This window comes from Oryzobacter faecalis (genome assembly GCF_046764005.1).
Classification (GTDB): domain Bacteria; phylum Actinomycetota; class Actinomycetes; order Actinomycetales; family Dermatophilaceae; genus Oryzobacter; species Oryzobacter faecalis.
In genome coordinates, this window is sequence record NZ_JBKOFW010000001.1 from 173,718 (window position 1) to 192,998 (window position 19,281).

Consider the following 19,281-nt stretch of genomic DNA (forward strand, 5'->3'; position numbering starts at 1 on the left):
CACCCCGGCTCTCAGGTGCGCCAGATGCGGTCGAGGTAGTCGCGCATCGAGCGGTCGGACGAGAAGAAGCCGGACCGCGCGACGTTGAGGATGGCCGACCGCGCCCAGCCGTCCTGGTCGGCGTACGCCGCGTCGACCCGCGCCTGCGCGTCGAGGTAGGACTGGAAGTCGGCGAGGGCCATGAACGCGTCCTGGTGGAGCAGGTTGTCGATGACGGGCGCCACCGCGCGGCGGTCGCCGCCGGTGAAGTGCCCACTGGCCAGGAGGTCGATGGTGCTGCGCAGGCGCGCGTTGTCCTCGTAGAAGGCCGCGGGCTGGTAGCCCTTCGCGCGCAGCTCCTCGACCTCCGGCTCGGACATCCCGAAGAGGAAGAAGTGGTCGTCGCCGACGAGGCGCCGGATCTCGACGTTCGCGCCGTCGTCGGTGCCGATCGTCAGGGCGCCGTTGAGGGCGAACTTCATGTTGCCCGTGCCCGAGGCCTCCTTGCCGGCCAGCGAGATCTGCTCGGACAGGTCCGCCGCGGGGATGAGCTTCTCGGCGAGGGTGACGTTGTAGTTGGCCGGGAAGGCGACGGTGAGGCGCCCGCCGACCCGCGGGTCGGCGTTGACGGTGTCGGCGACGGCGTTGACGAGGAAGATGATCTCCTTCGCCATGTGGTACCCGGGCGCCGCCTTCGCGCCGAACACGAACGTCCGTGGGGTCACGTCCTCGGCCGAGACGCGGCCCGAGACGACGTCGTCGTAGAGCGAGACGATGTGGAGCAGCTTGAGCGTCTGCCGCTTGTACTCGTGCAGGCGCTTGACCATGACGTCGAGCATCGCGTCGCGGGGGAGCTCGAGGCCGTCGCGGACGCGCAGCAGCTTGTGGAGGCGGTCCTTGTTGTCCTGCTTGACCTGCATGAAGGCCTCGCGGAACGAGGCGTCCTCGGCGTGCGGCTCGAGCTCGCGGAGGCGGTCGAGGTCGGTGACCCAGCCGTCGCCGATCGTCTCGGTGACGAGCTCGGACAGGCGCCGGTTCGCCAGGCGCACGAAGCGCCGCGGCGTGATGCCGTTCGTGACGTTGGTGAACTTCTCCGGCCACAGCTGGGAGAAGTCGGGGAGGACCTTGTCGCGCAGCAGCTGGCTGTGCAGCTCGGCGACGCCGTTGACCTTGGCGCCCGCGACGGTGGCGAGGTAGGCCATCCGCACGGCGCGCTCGGGGTGCTCGGCGATGACCGACATCCGCCGCGCCCGCATCTCGTCGCCGGGGAAGGCCTCGCGGACCTCGTCCATGAACTCCTCGTTGATCCGGTAGATGATCTCGAGGTGGCGGGGCAGGAGGCGGCCCAGCAGCTCGACCGACCACACCTCCAGCGCCTCGGGGAGCAGGGTGTGGCAGGTGTAGGCGAAGCACTTCCTCGTGATGGCCCACGCCTCGTCCCACTCGAAGCCCTTGCGGTCCACGAGGATCCGCATCAGCTCGGGCACCGCGATGACCGGGTGGGTGTCGTTGAGCTGGAACATGATCCGGTCGGGCAGCCGGTGCAGGTCGAAGTCGGCGGGGAGGGTGTTGTCGATGAAGTCGTGGAGCGAGCAGGCGACGAAGAAGTACTGCTGCTGCAGGCGCAGCTCCTTGCCCTGCGGGGTGCTGTCCTCGGGGTAGAGGACCTTGGAGATGTTCTCGGCGAAGGTCTGCGCGCGCACGGCCTGCGCGTAGTCGCCGGAGTTGAAGATCTGCAGGTCGAAGGCCTGGGTCGCGCGGGCGCTCCACAGGCGCAGGGTGTTCACGACGCCGTTGCGGTAGCCGGGGACCATGTAGTGGTAGGGCATCCCGAGGACCTGCCAGTCGGGCAGCCAGCGCGTGTGCGGGCGGCCGTCCTCACCCGTCGTCGTCTCGGTGCGCCCGCCGAAGCTGACGAGCACCTGCCGCTCCGGGTGGGGGAACTCCCACGGGCTGCCGAGCGAGAGCCACGAGTCGGGCACCTCGACCTGGCGGTCGTCCTCGAAGGTCTGCCGGAAGATGCCGTACTCGTAGCGGATGCCGTAGCCGATGCACGGGACGTCCATCGTCGCGAGGGAGTCGACGAAGCAGGCGGCGAGGCGCCCGAGGCCGCCGTTGCCCAGGCCCGGCTCGACCTCCTGCGCGCGCAGCGTGGCGATGTCGATGCCGCACTGCTTCATCGCCATCTCGGCGATGTCCTGCAGGTTCGTGGCGAGGAGGTTGTTGCCGAGCTGGCGGCCCAGGAGGTACTCGGCCGACAGGTAGCCGATCGTCTTCTGCTGGCCCTGGCGGCGGCGCGAGCCGGTCTCGAGCCAGTCGGCCATGAGGTAGCGGCGGATGGTGCGCGCGAGGGCGAGGTACTGGTCGTTGACCGAGCTGCGGGACAGCAGGGTGCCCTGGCCGTAGTTGAGCTCGGCGAGGAAGGTCTCGACGAACGCGTCGACGGTCGGGTTCGGCTGGACGACGGGGCCCGAGGCCAGCGGGTGGGTCGTGCGGAAGGCCGGGCCGAGGCGCTGGGCGTCGGTCGACGGGGACTCGTCGGAGACGACGGCGGGGGTGGGCACGGCGGCGGCGGGCGCGGGGTCGGTCATCGGGGCTCGTCCTTCGGGGCATGCGGAGCTGACGCAGCGGCGGTGGTGCGGGGGACACAGTAGCCACCTCGGGTGGAAACGCTTGCACAGTTGGACACGGATCGCCGCGCGCTTCTCAGGGAGCGGGCGCGTGGGCGAGGCGCTCGGCCGTGACGTCGGCGAGGGTGCGGCACCCCGTGAGCGCCATCGTGAGGTCCAGCTCGGCGGCGAGGTTGCGGAGCACCTCGGAGGCGCCCTCGGCCCCCGCGAGCGCCAGGCCGTAGACGTAGGGGCGACCGATGCCGACCGCCGTGGCTCCGAGAGCCAGGGCCACGAACGCGTCGGCCCCGCTGCGCACCCCGCTGTCGAGGACGACCGGCAGGCCGGACCCTGCGCCGCGGACGGCCTCGACGACGCCGGGCAGGGCGTCGAGGGCGGCCACGGACCGGTCGACCTGCCGCCCCCCGTGGTTCGACACCCACACCCCGTCGACGCCGGCGTCGACGGCACGCCGCGCGTCGTCGGGGTGCAGGACGCCCTTGAGGACGACCGGCAGGTCGGTCATCGCTCGCAGCCGGGGCAGGTCCTCCCAGGTCAGCGAGGGCCGGGAGAAGACCTCGAGGAAGGTCTCGACCGCGGCCCGCGGCTCGGGGGAGGACAGGTTGCCGCGCAGGTCGCCGGGGTGGTTGCGGCTGAGGCTGAGCAGGGTCCGGACGGCGGCGGGCGTGGGGCGCGGCTGCGGCTCGGCCTCCTCGCCGGCCTCGGCCGCGGACCTCGCGGCGTCGAGCCGGGCGGCGACGAGGCGCTGGAAGACCGGGTCGGAGGTGTACTGGGCGATGCCCTCGCCGCGGGCGAACGGCAGGCTCCCGAGGTCGAGGTCGCGCGGCCGCCAGCCGAGGTAGGCGGTGTCGAGGGTGACGACGAGGGCCTCGCTGCCGCACGCCTCGGCGCGACGCACGAGGGACGTGGTCAGCTCGTCGTCGCGGCTCCAGTACAGCTGGTACCAGTGCCCGGTCCCGCCCAGCTCGGCCGCGACCTCCTCCATCGGGACCGACGCCTGGGTCGACAGCACGGGCGTCACCCCCTGCTGGCGAGCGGCGCGCGCCATCGCGAGGTCGGCGTCGTCGTGTGCCGCGGACAGCACGCCGATGGGGGAGAGGAGGAAGGGCACCTCGTGGCGGCGGCCGAGGAGGTCGACGCCGAGGTCGCGCTCCAGGGCGTCGACGAGCACGCGGGGGTGCACGCGCCAGCGGTCGAAGGCGGCCCGGTTGGCCCGGGCGGTCGCCTCGCCACCGGCCGCGCCGGCCACGTAGGCGAAGGACCGCTTCGACATCACGGCCCGGGCGGCACCCTCGAGGGCGCTGCCGTCGGTGGGGACCCGAGGGCGGCGGCCGAAGCTGCCGGCCCGGTAGATCGCGGACTGGACGGCACGTCCGAGCTCGGGCATCCGGCCTCCTCCTCGATGACGGCGGGCGCTCCGCCGAAACCGCCTGTCTACCGGATCGCCCGCTCGGACGGTAGGCGCGGTGCACGGCGCCCGAACCGCCCTAGGGTGGGCGCCATGACCCGGTTCGCCTGGGCCGCCTGGGGCCTGCTCGTCGTCGTCCTCGACCTGCCGCTGCTCGGCTGGGACGTCGTTCCCGACGTCGTCGGCTACGCCTGGCTCGTCATCGGGCTGGGCGGCAGCGCCGCGCTGCACCCGGCGTTCGTCCGCGCCCGGGCGGCCGCTGCGGTCGGGGTCCCGCTCTCGGTGGTCACGGGGACCCCGCTGTTCTTCGGCGCCCGGTGGGAGCCGCTGTTGTTCGGGGCGCTCGTCCTCGGGTTCCTCGTGTGGGCGGGCGTGGTGCACCAGCTGCTCACGGGGCTGCTCGCGGTGGCCCCGGCCGGGGAGGAGGACTCCCTGCGGTGGGCCCCGGCGCTGCGGGTCGCCGCCCCGGTCGTGGCGCTCGTCGCCGTGATCGGCGTCGCGGCGTCGTCGAGCGCGCTGGGCGTGCTCTACCCGCTGGGCTTCGTCGCGAGCGTCGTCGTCGGCATCCTCACCGTCGTCCTGCTCCACCGGGTCAACCGCGCGGGATGGTTCACCGACGTCGCACCCCCTCCACCGCGTGCTACCGCCCAGTAAGTGTCGTGATCACGACGCTTACTGGGCGGTAGCACGCGAATCAGGCCGGGGCGTCAGCGCAGGAAGGGCACCGACCGGTCGAGCAGGCCGCGCTCCTTGAGCTCGGCGCGCAGCGGGATCTCGTCGTCGATCCACCCGGACTGCTTGATCCCCCAGAACGAGGCGTGGTCGGGGCCGTACCCGAGGAGCTGCTGGTGCAGCGGCGACAGGTTCTTGAACCACTCCGACGACTGGTCGGCCACGGCCTCGTCGAGCGGGCGGATCCAGCGGTAGGTGTACCCGATGAACATCAGCTTGCGGATCCGCTCGCTCTTGTTCATCGAGCGGCTGTGCCAGAGGCGGCGGTCGAAGATGAACGCGTCACCCGGGTTGAGGAGCACCTCGGTGGCGCCCTCGGGCTCGATGATCGGGTCGCCCTCCTTCTCGGGGCGTCCGGCGAGGGTGTTGTTCTTGTGGCTGCCCGGGATGACCTTGGTGTTGCCGTAGCCCGGCTCGGAGAGGTCGGTGAGGGCGTAGCAGATCTTCGTCATGAACATCGGACGGATGTCCATGTCGATGTCGGAGTTCTGCCGGTAGCCGTCCTGGTGCCAGTTCCAGAAGGGCGGCTCGTCCTTGGGCGGGTTGACGTCGATGTGGTTGTGGTGCGTGTAGATGTTCCAGCCCATCGTCCCCCAGATGTACGGGAAGGTCGTGGGCCAGGACAGCAGCTCGGGGAAGCGCGGGTCCTTGTGCAGCCACCCCATGACGTGGATGGAGCGGTCGGGGCGCAGCTCGCCCGCGGCCTCCTCCTCGGCGTAGATCCGGTCGACGGCGTCCTCGAAGTAGGCGCGGTCCTCCTCGGGGAGTGCGTTGGGGATGACGACGTACCCGTCGCGGTCGTACTGCTCGCGGATCGCCGGGTCGAGCGGCTCGAACCCCGTGGGGGCTGGCGCGGTCGTGGTCATGCGGACGTGCTCCCTACTGGTGCCCGGGGTCGCGGGGGCACCCTCCCGCTGCGGTCCGCCGGTCCCTGCGGTGGCCGCGTCCTTGCCGCCAGTCTAGGACGCCGGCCCTCCGCGGCCGTGGGAGGTGCGGGGCTGTGTGGCGCCTGTGGACCCGGCGTGGTCCCTCCCCGCAGGCGCCTGGCCTTGGGCGATGCCGTCAGGGGAGCGTGACGCCCACCACCCGACTCCGCACCCCCGAGCCGGCAGTCACGCTGCCGCGTAGACGCGCAGGCTCGTCGCGGGGACCCGCACGGATCCGGGCCCCACGGGCTCGCCGACGTCCTCCGGCCGCTGCCACGCGCTGTCCCACAGGAGCCGGTAGGCGCCCCCGTCTCCCGGGGGTGCCGGGAGGACGACCTCGGCCTCCGACGCCCCGCCGTTGACGACGACGAGCGCCGACTCGGCGCCGAGCCAGCCGCCCGCGACGAGCATCTGCACGACCCGGACACCCGGCTCGTGCCACCGGTGCTCCATCGGGGCGCCGTCCGCGGCGTACCACTCCATGTCGCGGGTGCCGTCGTCGTGGACCTGTCGCCCCAGCGCCCACGCGCGCTGGCGCAGGGCCGGCAGCTCGCGCCGGACCCGGATGAGGCGCCTGGTGGTCTCGAGGAGGTCGGTCTGCCACGGCTCGAGGTCCCAGTCGACCCACGACGTCTCGTTGTCCTGGCAGTAGGCGTTGTTGTTGCCGCCCTGGGTGCGTCCGAGCTCGTCGCCGGCCGTGACCATCGGCACGCCGGTGGAGAGCAGGAGGGTCCCGAGGAGGTTGCGCATCGTGCGGGTCCGCGCCGCGAGGACGTCCTCGTCGCTGGTCGGACCCTCCGTGCCGTGGTTCCACGTCGTGCTGCCGTTGCTGCCGTCGCGGTTGTCCTCGCCGTTGGCCTCGTTGTGCTTGTGGTCGTAGGACACGACGTCGGCGAGCGTGAAGCCGTCGTGGGCGGTGACGAAGTTGACCGAGGCCGTCGGGCCGCGGTCGTGGTCGCCGAAGAGGTCGCGCGAGCCGGCGAGGCGGGTGGCCAGCTCCTGGACGCCGTGCCCCTGCGCCCCGTGCGACTGGGCGCGCAGGTCGCTCACCCAGAAGTGGCGGGCCGCGTCGCGGTAGCGGTCGTTCCACTCCATGAAGGGCGGGGGGAACTGCCCCGTGCGCCAGCCGTGCAGCCCGACGTCCCAGGGCTCGGCGATGAGCTTGACCGACGAGAGCACCGGGTCGGTCCGCAGCGCCACGAGGAAGGGGTGGTCCGGGTCGTAGTCGTCGCTCCGGCCGCGGCCGAGGGCGACGGCGAGGTCGAAGCGGAACCCGTCGACGTGGTACTCCTGCACCCACGTGCGCAGCGAGTCCAGGACCATCCGGCACACGACCGGGTGGCGCAGGTCGAGGGTGTTGCCGCAGCCCGTGACGTCGATGTCGCGGCCGCGCTCGTCGAGGCGGTAGTACGCCCGCTGGTCCAGCCCGCGCCACGAGAAGGTGGCCCCGGTGCGCGCCTGCTCGGCGGTGTGGTTGTAGACGACGTCGAGGATGACCTCGAGCCCCTCGCGGTGCAGCAGCTTGACCATGCCCTTGACCTCGTCGACGACGCCCTGCGGGTCGTCGGCGGCGGCGTAGGCGGCGTGCGGGGCGTGGAAGCCGAGGGTGTTGTAGCCCCAGTGGTTCGTCATCCCGCGGCGCACGAGGTGCGGCTCGTGGGTGAACGCGTGCACCGGCAGCAGCTCGACCGCCGTGACGCCGAGCGAGGTGAGGTGCTCGACCGAGGCCGGGTGCGCCAGCCCGGCGTACGTCCCACGCAGCTCGGGCGGCACTCCGGGGTGCCGCTTCGTCTGCCCCTTGACGTGGGTCTCGTAGATCACCGTCTCGCTGCGCGAGCGGCCCGGCGGGCGGTCGTCCTCCCAGTCGAACTCGTCGTCGACGACGACCGCCCGCGGGACGTTGGCCCGGCTGTCGAGGTCGGACCGTCGGCTGGTGTCGCCCACCCAGTGCCCGTCGACGACGTGGCCGTAGAGCTCGGGACCCCACCGCACCTCGCCCTCGACGGCCCGGGCGTACGGGTCGAGGAGGAGCTTCGCGGCGTTGTGCATGAGGCCCTGGTCGGGCTCCCACGCACCGTCGACGCGCAGGCCGTAGTGCTGGCCGGGTCCCATGTCCGGGACGAAGCCGAACCACCAGCCGTGGGCCCGCTCGCGCAGCGGCACCCGGCGCTCGCTCCCGCCCTCGACGTCACCGGCCTCGAACAGGCAGAGGTCGACGCCGTCGGCGTGCCCGGCGTACACCGCGACGTCGGCGCCGCCCTCCACGAGGGTGACGCCCGGGGCGGGCGGGAGGTCGCGCGTCATCGGTCCCGGGGGCGAGGCGGGGCTGGGGGAGCGCGACATGGAGGGGAGCCTAGTGAGTCGTTACGGTGGGCCCCATGACCGATCCGACCTCCCTGCCGAACTTCCCCCCGCCCCCGGACGAGCACCCGCTGCGCGGCCGGGTCCTCGACGCGCTCGTCGACCTCGGGGTGGCGCCGAACATCGACGGCGACGGCGACGTGGCGTTCACGGTCAACGACCAGCAGCTGTTCGTGCGGTGCTCCGAGGGCGACGTGGAGATCATGCGCGTCTTCGGGCAGTGGCAGATCCAGGAGGACCTCCTCGCCGACCGCGCCAAGCTCTTCGACACCTGCAACGAGCTCAACCTCAACCTCAACTGCGTCAAGAGCGGGATCGCCGGGACGACCCTCGTCGTCACCGGCGAGCACGTCGTCACCCCGGGCGCCCAGCTCGCCACGCTCGTGCAGGTCTCGATCCAGGTGATCCTGTCCGGCGTGCACATCTGGCACCAGCGGGTCCAGGGCATCGACCCGACGACCGGTGAGCCCGAGGGGGGCACGTCGTGACCGCCCTCGTGCGCCTCGAGGTCGAGGACGGCATCGGGACGGTACGCCTCGACCGCCCACCGATGAACGCGCTCAACGCCGAGATCCAGCACGGCCTCGTCGCCGCGTGCCGCGAGGCCGCCGAGCGGCGCGACGTCGCTGCGGTCGTCGTCTACGGGGGCGAGAAGGTCTTCGCGGCCGGCGCCGACATCAAGGAGATGGAGACGATGTCCTACACCGACATGGTCGACCACTCCGCCCTGCTCCAGGACTTCACGCGGGCCCTCGCGCGCCTGCCCAAGCCCACCGTCGCGGCCATCACCGGGTACGCCCTCGGTGGCGGGTGCGAGGTCGCCCTCGCGTGCGACTTCCGGGTCGCCGCCGAGGACGCGAGGCTCGGGCAGCCCGAGATCAACCTCGGGATCATCCCCGGCGCCGGCGGCACCCAGCGCCTCGCACGGCTCGTGGGGCCGGCGAAGGCCAAGGACCTCGTGTTCTCGGGCCGGTTCGTCACCGCCGACGAGGCCCTCGCCATCGGCCTCGTCGACGAGGTCGTCCCCGCGGCCGACGTCTACACCGCCGCCCGGGCCCGGGTCGCCCGCTACGTCGGCGGGCCGGCGTACGCGGTCCGGGCCGCCAAGGAGGCGATCGACCGCGGGCTCGAGGTCGACCTGGAGAGCGGCCTGGAGATCGAGCGACAGCTCTTCGCCGCCCTGTTCGCCACGAGGGACCGCGCCACCGGCATGAGGCACTTCGTCGAGAAGGGCAAGGGCCCGGCACCCTTCGAGGGCGCCTGACGCCCGCTGTCCCACGCGACCCTGCCGAGCCTGAGCCCTCCTGCTCAGGCGCGGCGCCGCCGTCTGCGGCAGGGTCGGGGCATGTCCGACACCGCCGTCCGACCCGGGCGCGTCCTGCGCATCGTGCTCGTGTCCTTGCTCGTCGCGGGGCTGGGCGTCGTGGCGCTGGGGGCCATCGCGTGGTGCTCGTTCTTCGGCTGCACCGTCTTCTCCGAGGACTTCGAGCCCCACGGGCGGGAGGCCACGCGGGCGCGCGAGGAGGCGGTGCGCGAGGTGGCCGCCCTCGCCGACGGCGCATCGGTCGACGGGCGGGTCCTCGCCTCGCGCACGAGGGACGGGTGCGTCAGCGGGCAGAACGACTGGAAGCGCAAGGACACGTACTCGCACGAGTGCGACGTCGCCGCGAGCCGCCTCGTGGTCGTCGTGCCGGGCGTCGCCTCGGTCCAGGCCGTCGCCGACGGGCTCACCCGCGTCGACGCCACGCTCCGGCGCTCGGAGTGCGTGCCGAGCGGGGGTGGGGGGCTCGACCGGGTGCGTGACGAGTACTGGCGAGAGACCAACCCCAACGTCGCCCGCGACGGCGTGGCTGGGCTCCCGTCCGCGCACTACGACTGCCCGGACGGGCGTCGGGTCGAGGTGGAGGCCCTGTCGTCCGGCTCCCGGTCCACCGACGTCGGCCGCCTGGCCGACCCCTACCCCTGGTACGACGACCGGCTGTCGGAGGACTGGTACACGGTCGAGGACGTCCGGGCCCTGCGCGAGGCCGATGCCGGGCTGGCCCTCGTCGTGACGGCGAGCGAGACGTACTACCGGACCCGCTTCTGAGGGTGTTCGCGCTCACGGGGTGGCGACCATCACGCCCCGCCGGTGGTGAACGAGCGCTCACCGGCTGAGAGGATGACGGGAGTGCCCGGACCCCGACCGGTCGGGCGCGCGAACCCCGAGTGAAGGAAGAGGACGAGGCACGCATGAACATCGTGGTCTGCGTCAAGCACGTTCCGGACGCCCAGTCCGAGCGCACGTTCCAGGAGTCCGACAAGACCGTCGACCGGGCCGCGTCCGACGGGCTGCTCTCCGAGCTCGACGAGTACGCCGTCGAGGAGGCGCTGAAGATCGTCGAGGCCGCCGGCGAGGGTGAGGTCACCGTCGTGACCGTGGGTCCGGAGGGGGCCGCGGACGCCATCAAGAAGGCGCTGCAGATGGGGGCCGACAAGGGTGTGCACGTGCAGGACGAGGCGATCCACGGCTCCGACGCCGCGGCGACCTCGCTCGTCCTCGCCGAGGCCGTGAAGAAGGCCACCGACGGCTCGCCGCAGCTCGTCCTCACCGGGATGTCCTCCACCGACGGGGTCATGGGAGTCGTGCCCGCGATGCTCGCCGAGCGCCTCGGGCTGCCGCAGGTCACGTACGCCTCGGAGCTGACCGTGGGCGAGGGCACCGTGACGATCCGCCGCGACGGCGACACCGCCTCGGAGACGATCGAGGCCGCGCTGCCGGCCCTGGTCTCGGTCACCGACCAGATCAACGAGCCGCGCTACCCCTCGTTCAAGGGGATCATGGCCGCGAAGAAGAAGCCGGTCGAGCAGTGGGGCCTGGCCGACCTCGGCATCGACGCCTCGCAGGTGGGCCTGGACGCGGCGTGGACCTCGGTCGTGTCGTTCGTCAAGCGCCCCCCGCGCGAGCAGGGCCAGATCGTCACCGACGAGGGCGACGGCGGGACGAAGCTCGCCGAGTTCCTCGCCGCCCAGAAGTTCGTCTGACCGACGACCGACGCAACCCTAGGAGACCACCGAATGGCTGAGGTACTCGTCCTCGTCGACCACGCCGACGGGCGCCTGCGCAAGGCGACCGCCGAGCTGCTCACCCTCGCCCGTCGCCTCGGCGAGCCCAGCGCCGTCCACGTCGGCCCCGGCGCCGAGAAGGCCCAGGTGACCCTGGCGAAGTACGGGGCCCACAAGGTCTACGTCGTCGACGACGCCGACTCCAAGGGCTTCCTCGTCGCCCCGCAGGCCGAGATCCTCGCCCAGCTCGTCGACAAGGTGCAGCCCGCCGCGGTGCTCATCCCGAGCAACGCCTCGGGCAAGGAGATCGCCGCCCGCCTGTCGATCAAGACCGAGTCGGGCCTGATCACCGACGCCGTCGACGTCCGCGCCGGTGACGGCGGTGGCGTCGAGACCACGCAGTCGGTGTTCGCCGGCTCCTACACGGTCACGGCGACCGTCACCAAGGGCACGCCGATCATCGCCGTGAAGCCGAACTCGGTCGCCATCGAGGCGTCCCCGGCCGCCGGTGAGGTCGAGCAGTTCGCCGCGACCGTCAGCGACGCCGCGAAGGCCGCCAAGGTCACCGACACCCAGCCCAAGGCGGCCACCGGCCGCCCCGAGCTCACCGAGGCCGCGATCGTCGTCTCCGGCGGCCGCGGCACCGGCGGCGACTTCGGCCCGGTCGAGGCGTTCGCCGACGCCCTCGGTGCCGCCGTCGGGGCCTCGCGCGCTGCGGTCGACGCCGGCTGGTACCCGCACAGCAACCAGGTCGGCCAGACCGGCAAGCAGGTCAGCCCGCAGCTCTACGTCGCGGCCGGCATCTCCGGTGCCATCCAGCACCGCGCCGGCATGCAGACCTCGAAGACGATCGTCGCCGTCAACAAGGACGAGGAGGCGCCGATCTTCGAGCTCGTCGACTTCGGCGTCGTCGGCGACCTGTTCTCGGTGCTGCCCCAGGCCACCGAGGACGTGAGGAAGCGCAAGGGCAGCTGACCCGGGCGCCGGGCGACCGGCGCAGACGACCACCGCTCACGAGGCGGTTCGCCGCGGTCCGCCGCGGCCGAGGAGGGGCGACCGAACGGGTCGCCCCTTCGGCGTCCCCGGTGTCGGAGCGTCTCGGTAGCGTCGGACCAGACCCACCGGAGGGAGTCCGATGACGCACCCCCAGATCCTGCACACGGTCCTCGACACGACCGACGTCCGCGGGCTCGCCGAGTTCTACCGGCGCCTGCTCGGGTTCGTGTACCGGCCCGGCGACGAGCCTCCCGAGGAGGGGCCGGACGACGCCGACTGGCTCGTCCTCACCCTGCCCGACGGCAGCCGCGCCCTCGCCTTCCAGCAGGTCGAGTCGCTGACCCCCACGACCTGGCCGTCGCCCGAGGTCCCGATGCAGCTGCACCTCGACCTCACCGTCCCCGACGTGGGAGCGCTCGAGCAGGCCCGGCGCGACGCCGAGGGGTACGGGGCCACGCTCCTGCTCGACCGCACCGACGACGAGGAGGAGCCGCTCTACGTCCTCGCCGACCCGTCGGGCCACCCGTTCTGCATCTTCGTCGCCTGACAGCGGCCCGCCACGGGTGCATCCTGAACCCTGAGGCGGCCGGAGGAGGCGGGCGATGGACGACGCGCACGTGGCCACCGCACCGTGGGCCGGCGTCGCGTGGTGGACCCTCGTCGGGGCCCTCGCGGGGTTCGTCGTCCTCGCCCTGCTCTCCGTCGGGGTGTTCGTCGCGCCGCTCGTCGTCGTGCTCGGGGCGGGTGGGCTCGTGTCGGCCCGGCTGCGTCGCGGGATGGCGCCGGGGCTGCCCCTCGGGCTCTCGACCGCGCCCCTCTGGCTCGCCTGGCTGAACCGCTCCGGCCCCGGCACGGTGTGCGAGACGACGGCGACCTCGCAGGCGTGCTCGGACCAGCTCTCGCCGTGGCCGCTCCTCGGCCTCGGCCTCGTCCTCGCCGCGGCGGGTCTGGTCCTCGCCGCTCGAGCGGTCCGGGCGGGCGTCCCCACCCCTGTCCAGCCCGGGGTCCCGGGGCCGTCGTGAGCGCCGCGCCGACCTAGACTGGACGGTCGTGACCCACTACCTCGACCACGCGGCGACCACGCCGATGCTCCCGGCCGCGGTCGAGGCCCTCGCCGAGCAGGCGGCACGGGTCGGCAACGCCTCCTCGCTGCACACGTCGGGTCGGGCGGCGCGGGCCGTCGTCGAGGAGTCGCGCGAGCGGATCGCCGCCGTCCTCGGCGCACGGCCGAGCGAGGTCGTCTTCACGTCCGGGGGCACCGAGGCCGACAACCTCGCGGTCAAGGGGACGTGGGCCGCGCAGGGCCGCCAGGACGCCGCCCGCAGGCGCCTCGTCGTGAGCGCGATCGAGCACCACGCGGTCCTCGACCCCGTCGAGCACCTCGTCCGCCGCCACGGCGCCACCGTGACGTGGCTCGAGCCGGACCGGTGCGGCCACCTGTCCGTCGACGCGCTCCGCGCCGCGCTCGACGGGGCCGACGACGTCGCCCTCGTCAGCGTCATGTGGGCCAACAACGAGGTCGGCACGGTGCAGCCGGTTGCCGAGCTGGCGGCGGTCGCGCGCGAGCACGGGGTGCCGTTCCACACCGACGCCGTCCAGGCGGTCGCGCACCTGCCCGTGCGCTTCGAGGAGTCCGGCGCCGACCTGATGACGGTGAGCGGCCACAAGGTCGGCGGCCCGCTCGGCGTCGGGGCGCTCCTCGCTCGGCGGGAGGCGCGGCTGGTGCCGCTCGTCCACGGCGGGGGGCAGGAGCGCCAGGTGCGCAGCGGCACCCTCGACGTGCCCGCCATCCGCTCGCTCGCCGTCGCTCTGGAGGAGACCGTCGCGGTGCGCGACGTCGAGGCCAAGCGGGTCATGGGGCTGCGCGACCGCCTCGTCGAGGGCGCGCTCGGGCTCGGCCTCGACATCACCGTCTCCGGGTGCTGGTCGGCAGGGGACGCCGCGCGCCGGCTCGCCGGCAACGTCCACCTCCTCGTCCCCGGGTGCGAGGGGGACTCGCTGCTCTACCTCCTCGACGCCGCGGGTGTCGAGTGCAGCACCGGCTCGGCCTGCCAGGCCGGCGTGCCGCAGCCGAGCCACGTCCTCCTCGCCATGGGGTACGCCGAGGCCGAGGCGCGCGGCGCCCTGCGGCTGTCGCTGGGGCACACCTCCACCGAGGCCGACGTCGACGCCGCCCTCGCCGCGCTCCCCGGGGTCGTCGAGCGGGCCAGGCGGGCCGGGGGCTTCCGCTGATGCGGGTCGTCGCGGCCATGTCCGGCGGTGTCGACTCCGCCGTCGCCGCGGCCCGGATGGTCGACGCCGGCCACGAGGTCGTCGGCGTCCACCTCGCCCTCTCGCGGTCGGCGGCCACCCTGCGCGAGTCGGCCCGGGGGTGCTGCACCATCGAGGACGCCGGCGACGCGCGACGGGTCGCCGACCGGCTCGGCATCCCCTTCTACGTCTGGGACCTCGCGAGCCGCTTCGAGCGGGACGTCGTCGAGGACTTCGTCGCCGAGTACGCCGCGGGGCGCACACCGAACCCCTGCCTGCGGTGCAACGAGCGGATCAAGTTCGCCGGGCTGCTCGACAAGGCGGTGGCCCTCGGTTTCGACGCCGTCGCGACGGGGCACTACGCGCAGGTCGTCGACGGGCCGGGAGGGCGCGAGCTGCACCGGGCGGTCGACCCCGCCAAGGACCAGTCCTACGTCCTCGGGGTCCTCGACGCCGAGCAGCTCTCCCGCTCGTTCTTCCCCCTCGGCGGCTCGACGAAGCCCGAGGTGCGCGAGGAGGCCGCGGCGCGCGGGTTCGCGGTCGCGCGGAAGCCGGACAGCCACGACATCTGCTTCATCCCCGACGGCGACACCCGCGGCTGGCTCGACCGGCGGCTGGGGGAGCGCGAGGGCGAGCTCGTCGATGCCGCCACCGGGGCCGTCGTGGGCCGGCACGGCGGCGCCCACGGCTTCACCGTCGGGCAGCGCCGCGGCCTCGGCCTCGACCGCTCCGCGCTCGACGGCGAGCCGCGCTACGTCGTCGAGGTCGACGCGCCCGCCAACCGCGTCGTCATCGGGACGGCGGACCTGCTCGGGGTCGACGTCGTCGAGGGCGACCACCTGCGCTGGTGTGGTCCGGCTCCCTCCGGCGAGGTCCGGGTCGGTGCCCAGGTGCGTGCGCACGGCGAGGAGGTGCCGGCCACGGCCGTCGTGGAGGAGGGCGAGCGGCTGCGGGTCGGCCTCGACCGGCGCGTGCGCGGGGTCGCGCCGGGCCAGTCGGTCGTGCTCTACGCGGGCACCCGCGTCGTGGGCTCCGCGACGATCAGCGCCACCTCCCGCGCCGCCTGAGCGCCGCCGGGCGTCCTGCCTGCGTCGCCACCGACCTCCGGCCGGACGCGGGACGTGGGTGAAGATCGTCGGCTGGGCGACGATCTTCACCCACGTCCGTGGTCCGCCGGGTGGTGCGTCAGTGCGTCACCGGACGACGCGGAGGGCGTTGACCTCACCGGCGCCGTAGAACCCGTTCTTGGCACCGCCGTAGCAGGTGGCCGAGTAGTCGGCACCGCTCGGGATGTTCGGGACCGGGTTGTACACCCCCTCCGGGCACTCGAGCGGGGTGGCCGTGCGCTGGAGGAAGGACGCGAGCTGCGCGGGCGCCATCCCCGGGTGGGCCGAGACCGCGAGGGCCGCGACACCGGCGACGTGCGGCGACGCCATCGAGGTGCCCTGCTTGTAGCCCCAGCCGTTGACCTTGGTCGCGGCGTTCCAGGTCGTCGACAGGATGCCGTCGGTCAGGGTCGAGCTGGCGCCCCGGGTGCGGAAACGGGTGTCACCACCGGGCGCGGCGACCTCGACGACGCCCTGGCCGTACGAGGAGTAGTACGACTTCTGCTGGGTCGGGCCGGTCGCGGACACGGTCACGACGCCAGGGGCCTCTGCGGGCAGGTCGACGCAGGCGCCGTTGATCTCGCGGGTCTCCACGGGGGAGCTGCCGTCGTTCGGGCTGCCGTCGTCGACGAACTTGTGCTGGAGGTCGACGTTGCTGTTCCCGGCCGAGGCGATGTTGAGGACGCCCTCGCCCGCGGAGTGGCGGATGGCGCGCTGGATCGCCTGCCACACCGGCCGCTGGCGGGGGTCGTTCTTGCAGTTGAACTCCCACGGGTCGATGTAGTAGCTGTTGTTCGTCACCTCCATGCCGTGCTCGGCCGCCCACATGAAGCCGCAGACCGCGGCCTCGGGGTAGATGAAGCCGTCGTCGTTGACGACCTTGACCGACGCGACCTTCACGCCCGGGGCCACACCCGCCACGCCGACGCCGTTGATGGCGGCCGCGATGGTGCCCGCGACGTGGGTGCCGTGGTCGGAGGTCGTGGGGTTCCACGCCGCTTCGGAGGTGTCGACGACGCCGCCGAGGCAGGAGGCGCTCTGGTCCTTGGCGATCTGGGACGCGAGGTCGGGGTGGGTGCTCGAGATCCCGCTGTCGAGGACGCCGACGGTGACCGAGGAGTCACCCGTGGTGACGGCGTGAGCGTCGTCGACGTCGATCTGGCGCATGTCCCACTGGTTGGTCCACAGCGGCTCGGCGGTGGGGTTCCCCGCGGCCGCGGCGACCTCCTCGGCGGACAGCGCGGAGGTCTCGCCCTCGTCGAGGCGGCTGCCGAGGCCGGCGGTCGACGCGACCGACTCGACACCGGCGCCCGCGACCTTCGTGGTGAACGCGGTGCTGGTCGATCGCGCCACGAGGACGCCGATCGCGTCGTAGCTGGCGACGACGCTGCCGCCGGCCGCGGCGACGCGGCTCTTCGCCGTCGCGGTGCCCTGCCCCTGCGGGGCGAGGACGAGGTAGGTCTGGTCGGCGCCGGTGGTGGCCGGGGCGGCCGCGGTGGCGGTGGCGCTGCCGGCGAGGACGGCGCCGCCGGCGAGGACGGCGCAGGCCGCCGTGCCGACGAGTCTGGATCGGGGTACGCGGGTCACGAGGTCTCCCTAGGGATGTGAGCAGGGTCGGCGCCGACGGGTGGCGACGGCGCCCGGGCCAACCTAGGTCGGCCCGGCGCGGGGGCGGGGGATCGGTGCAGCCTTTCTGGGACGGACCCGCTGGTCGGGGCGCCGGGCTGGCGGAATAGTTGATGTGTCAACTACTGTTGGAGTGGTCGAGGCCCCGGAACCGGGGCCGGACGCCAGAGGAGATGGTGAGCATGCCGGCCGTGACCGTCGACAACATCCTGACCCTGCCCCGGGTCGCCGAGCCCGTGACGGGTGCCGTGAGCCGCCCGGTGCGGTCGGTGACGACGGCCCCCCAGGGCTTCGAGGGGGAGGGCTTCCCCGTGCGCCGCGCGTTCGCCGGTGTCGACCTCGCGGCCCTCGACCCGTTCATCCACATGGACCAGATGGGGGAGGTCGAGTACGCGCCGGGTGAGCCCAAGGGCACCGCGTGGCACCCGCACCGCGGCTTCGAGACCGTCACCTACATCATCGACGGCACGTTCGTGCACCGGGACTCCAACGGCGGCGGCGGCACGATCACCAACGGCGACACGCAGTGGATGACGGCCGGTTCGGGCCTGCTCCACATCGAGGTCCCGCCGGAGGAGCTCGTCGTCAGCGGCGGCCTCTTCCACGGCCTCCAGCTGTGGGTCAACCTGCCGCGCTCGCAGAAGATGTCGCCCCCGCGCTACCAGGACATCCGCGGCGGTGACGTCGCCCTCGTGTCCACCCCCGACGGCGGCGCCCTCGTGCGGGTCATCGCCGGCGAGCTCGACGGCCACCAGGGGCCGGGCATCACGCACACGCCGATCACCGCGCTGCACGCGACCGTGGCGCCCGGGGCGCGAGTGCGCCTGCCGTGGAACCAGGACTACAACGCCCTGGTCTACGTGCTCAACGGCAAGGGCACGGTCGGTCCGGACCGCCGCCCGATCCGCATGGGGCAGCTCGCCGTCCTCGGTGCCGGCGACCTCATCGAGGTCGGCGCCGACGAGAGCCAGGAGAGCCGCAGCCCGAGCCTGGACCTCTACATCCTCGGCGGGCGGCCGATCCGCGAGCCGGTCGCCGCGTACGGGCCGTTCGTCATGAACACCCGCGCCGAGCTCGTGCAGGCGTTCGAGGACTTCCAGGCCGGCCGGCTCGGGACCATCCCGACCGAGCCGCACCCCGGGCACGACGTCCTCTGACGAGGCGCCGCCGCCCCGACCGCCTGACGTGGGTGGAGATCGTCGCCCGGGCGAGGATCTCCACCCACGTCCGCGTGGAGGCCGCGGTGCGGGGCGGGGCCTCGCCGGGTCAGGGAGCCGGGTAGGACTGGGTGCCGTAGCCCTTGCGCATGCTGGCCCGGTTGAAGGCGAGCCAGCGCGACTGCGTCGTGATGGTGCCCGTGGTCACGCCCGCCGCGCGCAGCACCCGCGTGGAGTGGCTCGAGGTCTGGGACCCCCAGATGCCGTCGATCGTCGTCGGCAGGCCCCACACGTATCGGCAGCAGGCCTGGACGTGCTGCACCTGCGCCGAGGAGCCGCTGTCGAAGCTGCTGTTGCCCGTCCCCGACACGAGGTTGTCGATGTGGATGTGGTTGTGGTGGGCCGAGTTGTACAGGTAGGTCAGCACGTTGCGGAAGTGGTGGTGCGCCGACGCCGAGGTGGCCCAGTAGCGGCGCCGGGTGAGGGCGAGGTCGCTGCCCGTGAGGGTGCGCCACTGGTCGTACCGCGCCGTGAAGCGGCGGGTGCTCCCGGTGTAGATGCGGGAGAGGTCGAAGCCCCGGCCGTTGTTGTGCGCCTCGGTGACCCGGTGGTCGGTGTGTGCGCCGTACCCCCACACGCGCGAGGCGTCAGGCCAGGAGGAGGGGGTGTTGGCGTTCCAGAAGGCCAGCCAGGAGTCGAGCCGGTCGTGGAACGAAGGGCGGTAGCCCCACGAGGCCAGCGCGCCGTTGACCTCGTAGACGGTCCGGGCGCCGTTGATGCCCGAGTACGTCGTGATGGTGCCGTGGGCCGCGGCGGGTCCGGCGCCGGCGAGCAGCGCGCCCCCCGTGCCGGCGAGGCCGAGCGCCCCCGCGCCCAGCGCCCCGCCGAGGATGGTGCGGCGGCTCGTCGTCGCCCGGTCGTCGTGCGTGGCCATGCGATTCCCCTCTCGTGGTGTCGAGGACACGTCCCCCGCGTCCCCCGGCCGCGACGCTAGGCGCGCGGGGCGGTTGGGGTCGATGGGGAGCACTCCCCGCGAGGGGCCCGCTCGACCGCGACCTACCGCCT

Annotated in this window: 17 protein-coding genes; 11 read left to right on the forward strand and 6 right to left on the reverse strand. The window is 73.2% G+C overall.

Annotated features, from left to right (window positions below; translation table 11 throughout):
- Positions 1 to 11: 11 nt before the first annotated feature.
- Together ACK8HX_RS00840 and ACK8HX_RS00845 are read right to left on the reverse strand one after the other, a co-directional pair.
- Positions 12 to 2,570: a glycogen/starch/alpha-glucan phosphorylase gene (locus tag ACK8HX_RS00840; RefSeq protein ID WP_411938747.1), complete on the reverse strand. Its 2,559-nt coding sequence runs from the start codon at positions 2,568 to 2,570 to the stop codon at positions 12 to 14.
- A 115-nt stretch (positions 2,571 to 2,685) separates the two neighbouring features.
- Complete coding sequence (locus ACK8HX_RS00845) at positions 2,686 to 3,996, reverse strand: alpha-hydroxy-acid oxidizing protein (RefSeq protein WP_411938748.1); 1,311 nt, start codon at positions 3,994 to 3,996, stop codon at positions 2,686 to 2,688.
- A 114-nt stretch (positions 3,997 to 4,110) separates the two neighbouring features.
- Here ACK8HX_RS00845 and ACK8HX_RS00850 point away from each other — a divergent pair, with 114 nt between their 5' ends.
- Entirely contained in the window at positions 4,111 to 4,671 is a 561-nt protein-coding gene (locus tag ACK8HX_RS00850; RefSeq protein ID WP_411938749.1) for a hypothetical protein, read from the forward strand.
- A 53-nt stretch (positions 4,672 to 4,724) separates the two neighbouring features.
- Here the strand turns inward: ACK8HX_RS00850 and ACK8HX_RS00855 are convergent, their stop codons facing one another.
- Together ACK8HX_RS00855 and glgX are read right to left on the reverse strand one after the other, a co-directional pair.
- The gene (locus tag ACK8HX_RS00855; protein ID WP_411938750.1) at positions 4,725 to 5,615 is read right to left on the reverse strand and encodes a phytanoyl-CoA dioxygenase family protein; all 891 of its coding nucleotides are present in this window, start codon (positions 5,613 to 5,615) and stop codon (positions 4,725 to 4,727) included.
- A 246-nt stretch (positions 5,616 to 5,861) separates the two neighbouring features.
- Positions 5,862 to 8,018, reverse strand: coding sequence for a glycogen debranching protein GlgX (glgX, locus tag ACK8HX_RS00860; protein ID WP_411938751.1), 2,157 nt, complete (start codon positions 8,016 to 8,018; stop codon positions 5,862 to 5,864).
- A 35-nt stretch (positions 8,019 to 8,053) separates the two neighbouring features.
- Here glgX and ACK8HX_RS00865 point away from each other — a divergent pair, with 35 nt between their 5' ends.
- From ACK8HX_RS00865 to mnmA, 9 genes are all read left to right on the forward strand, one after another.
- The gene (locus ACK8HX_RS00865) at positions 8,054 to 8,524 is read left to right on the forward strand and encodes a T3SS (YopN, CesT) and YbjN peptide-binding chaperone 1 (RefSeq protein ID WP_411938752.1); all 471 of its coding nucleotides are present in this window, start codon (positions 8,054 to 8,056) and stop codon (positions 8,522 to 8,524) included.
- On the forward strand, positions 8,521 to 9,300 hold the full coding sequence (locus ACK8HX_RS00870; protein ID WP_411938753.1) for an enoyl-CoA hydratase/isomerase family protein: 780 nt from the start codon (positions 8,521 to 8,523) through the stop codon (positions 9,298 to 9,300). Before ACK8HX_RS00865 ends, ACK8HX_RS00870 begins: the two co-directional genes overlap by 4 nt.
- 81 nt (positions 9,301 to 9,381) lie before the next feature.
- The gene (locus tag ACK8HX_RS00875) at positions 9,382 to 10,125 is read left to right on the forward strand and encodes a hypothetical protein (RefSeq protein WP_411938754.1); all 744 of its coding nucleotides are present in this window, start codon (positions 9,382 to 9,384) and stop codon (positions 10,123 to 10,125) included.
- Positions 10,126 to 10,268: 143 nt separating this feature from the next.
- Positions 10,269 to 11,060 (forward strand): electron transfer flavoprotein subunit beta/FixA family protein, encoded by a 792-nt coding sequence (locus tag ACK8HX_RS00880; protein WP_411938755.1) that lies wholly within the window; start codon positions 10,269 to 10,271, stop codon positions 11,058 to 11,060.
- Positions 11,061 to 11,093: 33 nt separating this feature from the next.
- Complete coding sequence (locus ACK8HX_RS00885) at positions 11,094 to 12,056, forward strand: electron transfer flavoprotein subunit alpha/FixB family protein (RefSeq protein ID WP_411938756.1); 963 nt, start codon at positions 11,094 to 11,096, stop codon at positions 12,054 to 12,056.
- Between the two features lie 160 nt (positions 12,057 to 12,216).
- Positions 12,217 to 12,624: a VOC family protein gene (locus ACK8HX_RS00890; RefSeq protein WP_411938757.1), complete on the forward strand. Its 408-nt coding sequence runs from the start codon at positions 12,217 to 12,219 to the stop codon at positions 12,622 to 12,624.
- 55 nt (positions 12,625 to 12,679) lie between these two features.
- On the forward strand, positions 12,680 to 13,099 hold the full coding sequence (locus tag ACK8HX_RS00895; protein ID WP_411938758.1) for a hypothetical protein: 420 nt from the start codon (positions 12,680 to 12,682) through the stop codon (positions 13,097 to 13,099).
- 28 nt (positions 13,100 to 13,127) lie between these two features.
- On the forward strand, positions 13,128 to 14,309 hold the full coding sequence (locus tag ACK8HX_RS00900) for a cysteine desulfurase family protein (RefSeq protein WP_411938759.1): 1,182 nt from the start codon (positions 13,128 to 13,130) through the stop codon (positions 14,307 to 14,309).
- Positions 14,309 to 15,394 carry a tRNA 2-thiouridine(34) synthase MnmA gene (gene mnmA, locus ACK8HX_RS00905; RefSeq protein WP_411938760.1) on the forward strand — a complete coding sequence of 362 codons (1,086 nt, stop codon included), beginning with the start codon at positions 14,309 to 14,311 and terminating at the stop codon, positions 15,392 to 15,394. Before ACK8HX_RS00900 ends, mnmA begins: the two co-directional genes overlap by 1 nt.
- Positions 15,395 to 15,520: 126 nt before the next feature.
- Here the strand turns inward: mnmA and ACK8HX_RS00910 are convergent, their stop codons facing one another.
- A complete protein-coding gene (locus tag ACK8HX_RS00910; RefSeq protein ID WP_411938761.1) occupies positions 15,521 to 17,020 on the reverse strand; it encodes a S8 family peptidase in 1,500 nt (499 codons plus the stop codon).
- 221 nt (positions 17,021 to 17,241) lie between these two features.
- On the opposite strand from ACK8HX_RS00910, the gene ACK8HX_RS00915 reads away from it, so the two are divergent.
- The gene (locus tag ACK8HX_RS00915) at positions 17,242 to 18,216 is read left to right on the forward strand and encodes a pirin family protein (protein WP_411938762.1); all 975 of its coding nucleotides are present in this window, start codon (positions 17,242 to 17,244) and stop codon (positions 18,214 to 18,216) included.
- Positions 18,217 to 18,325: 109 nt separating this feature from the next.
- Here ACK8HX_RS00915 and ACK8HX_RS00920 read toward each other — a convergent pair whose 3' ends face one another.
- The gene (locus tag ACK8HX_RS00920) at positions 18,326 to 19,150 is read right to left on the reverse strand and encodes a hypothetical protein (protein WP_411938763.1); all 825 of its coding nucleotides are present in this window, start codon (positions 19,148 to 19,150) and stop codon (positions 18,326 to 18,328) included.
- Positions 19,151 to 19,281 lie beyond the last annotated feature (131 nt).

Bases quoted from the DNA above. Each gene is read 5' to 3' on its own strand.
- ACK8HX_RS00895 (WP_411938758.1), top strand. From the start codon at position 12,680: ATGGACGACGCGCACGTGGCCACCGCACCGTGGGCCGGCGTCGCGTGG.
- ACK8HX_RS00845 (WP_411938748.1), bottom strand. From the start codon at position 3,996: ATGCCCGAGCTCGGACGTGCCGTCCAGTCCGCGATCTACCGGGCCGGC.
- mnmA (WP_411938760.1), top strand. From the start codon at position 14,309: ATGCGGGTCGTCGCGGCCATGTCCGGCGGTGTCGACTCCGCCGTCGCC.
- ACK8HX_RS00855 (WP_411938750.1), bottom strand. From the start codon at position 5,615: ATGACCACGACCGCGCCAGCCCCCACGGGGTTCGAGCCGCTCGACCCG.
- ACK8HX_RS00920 (WP_411938763.1), bottom strand. From the start codon at position 19,150: ATGGCCACGCACGACGACCGGGCGACGACGAGCCGCCGCACCATCCTC.
- ACK8HX_RS00865 (WP_411938752.1), top strand. From the start codon at position 8,054: ATGACCGATCCGACCTCCCTGCCGAACTTCCCCCCGCCCCCGGACGAG.
- ACK8HX_RS00880 (WP_411938755.1), top strand. From the start codon at position 10,269: ATGAACATCGTGGTCTGCGTCAAGCACGTTCCGGACGCCCAGTCCGAG.
- ACK8HX_RS00890 (WP_411938757.1), top strand. From the start codon at position 12,217: ATGACGCACCCCCAGATCCTGCACACGGTCCTCGACACGACCGACGTC.
- ACK8HX_RS00875 (WP_411938754.1), top strand. From the start codon at position 9,382: ATGTCCGACACCGCCGTCCGACCCGGGCGCGTCCTGCGCATCGTGCTC.
- ACK8HX_RS00850 (WP_411938749.1), top strand. From the start codon at position 4,111: ATGACCCGGTTCGCCTGGGCCGCCTGGGGCCTGCTCGTCGTCGTCCTC.
- glgX (WP_411938751.1), bottom strand. From the start codon at position 8,018: ATGTCGCGCTCCCCCAGCCCCGCCTCGCCCCCGGGACCGATGACGCGC.
- ACK8HX_RS00885 (WP_411938756.1), top strand. From the start codon at position 11,094: ATGGCTGAGGTACTCGTCCTCGTCGACCACGCCGACGGGCGCCTGCGC.
- ACK8HX_RS00840 (WP_411938747.1), bottom strand. From the start codon at position 2,570: ATGACCGACCCCGCGCCCGCCGCCGCCGTGCCCACCCCCGCCGTCGTC.
- ACK8HX_RS00915 (WP_411938762.1), top strand. From the start codon at position 17,242: ATGCCGGCCGTGACCGTCGACAACATCCTGACCCTGCCCCGGGTCGCC.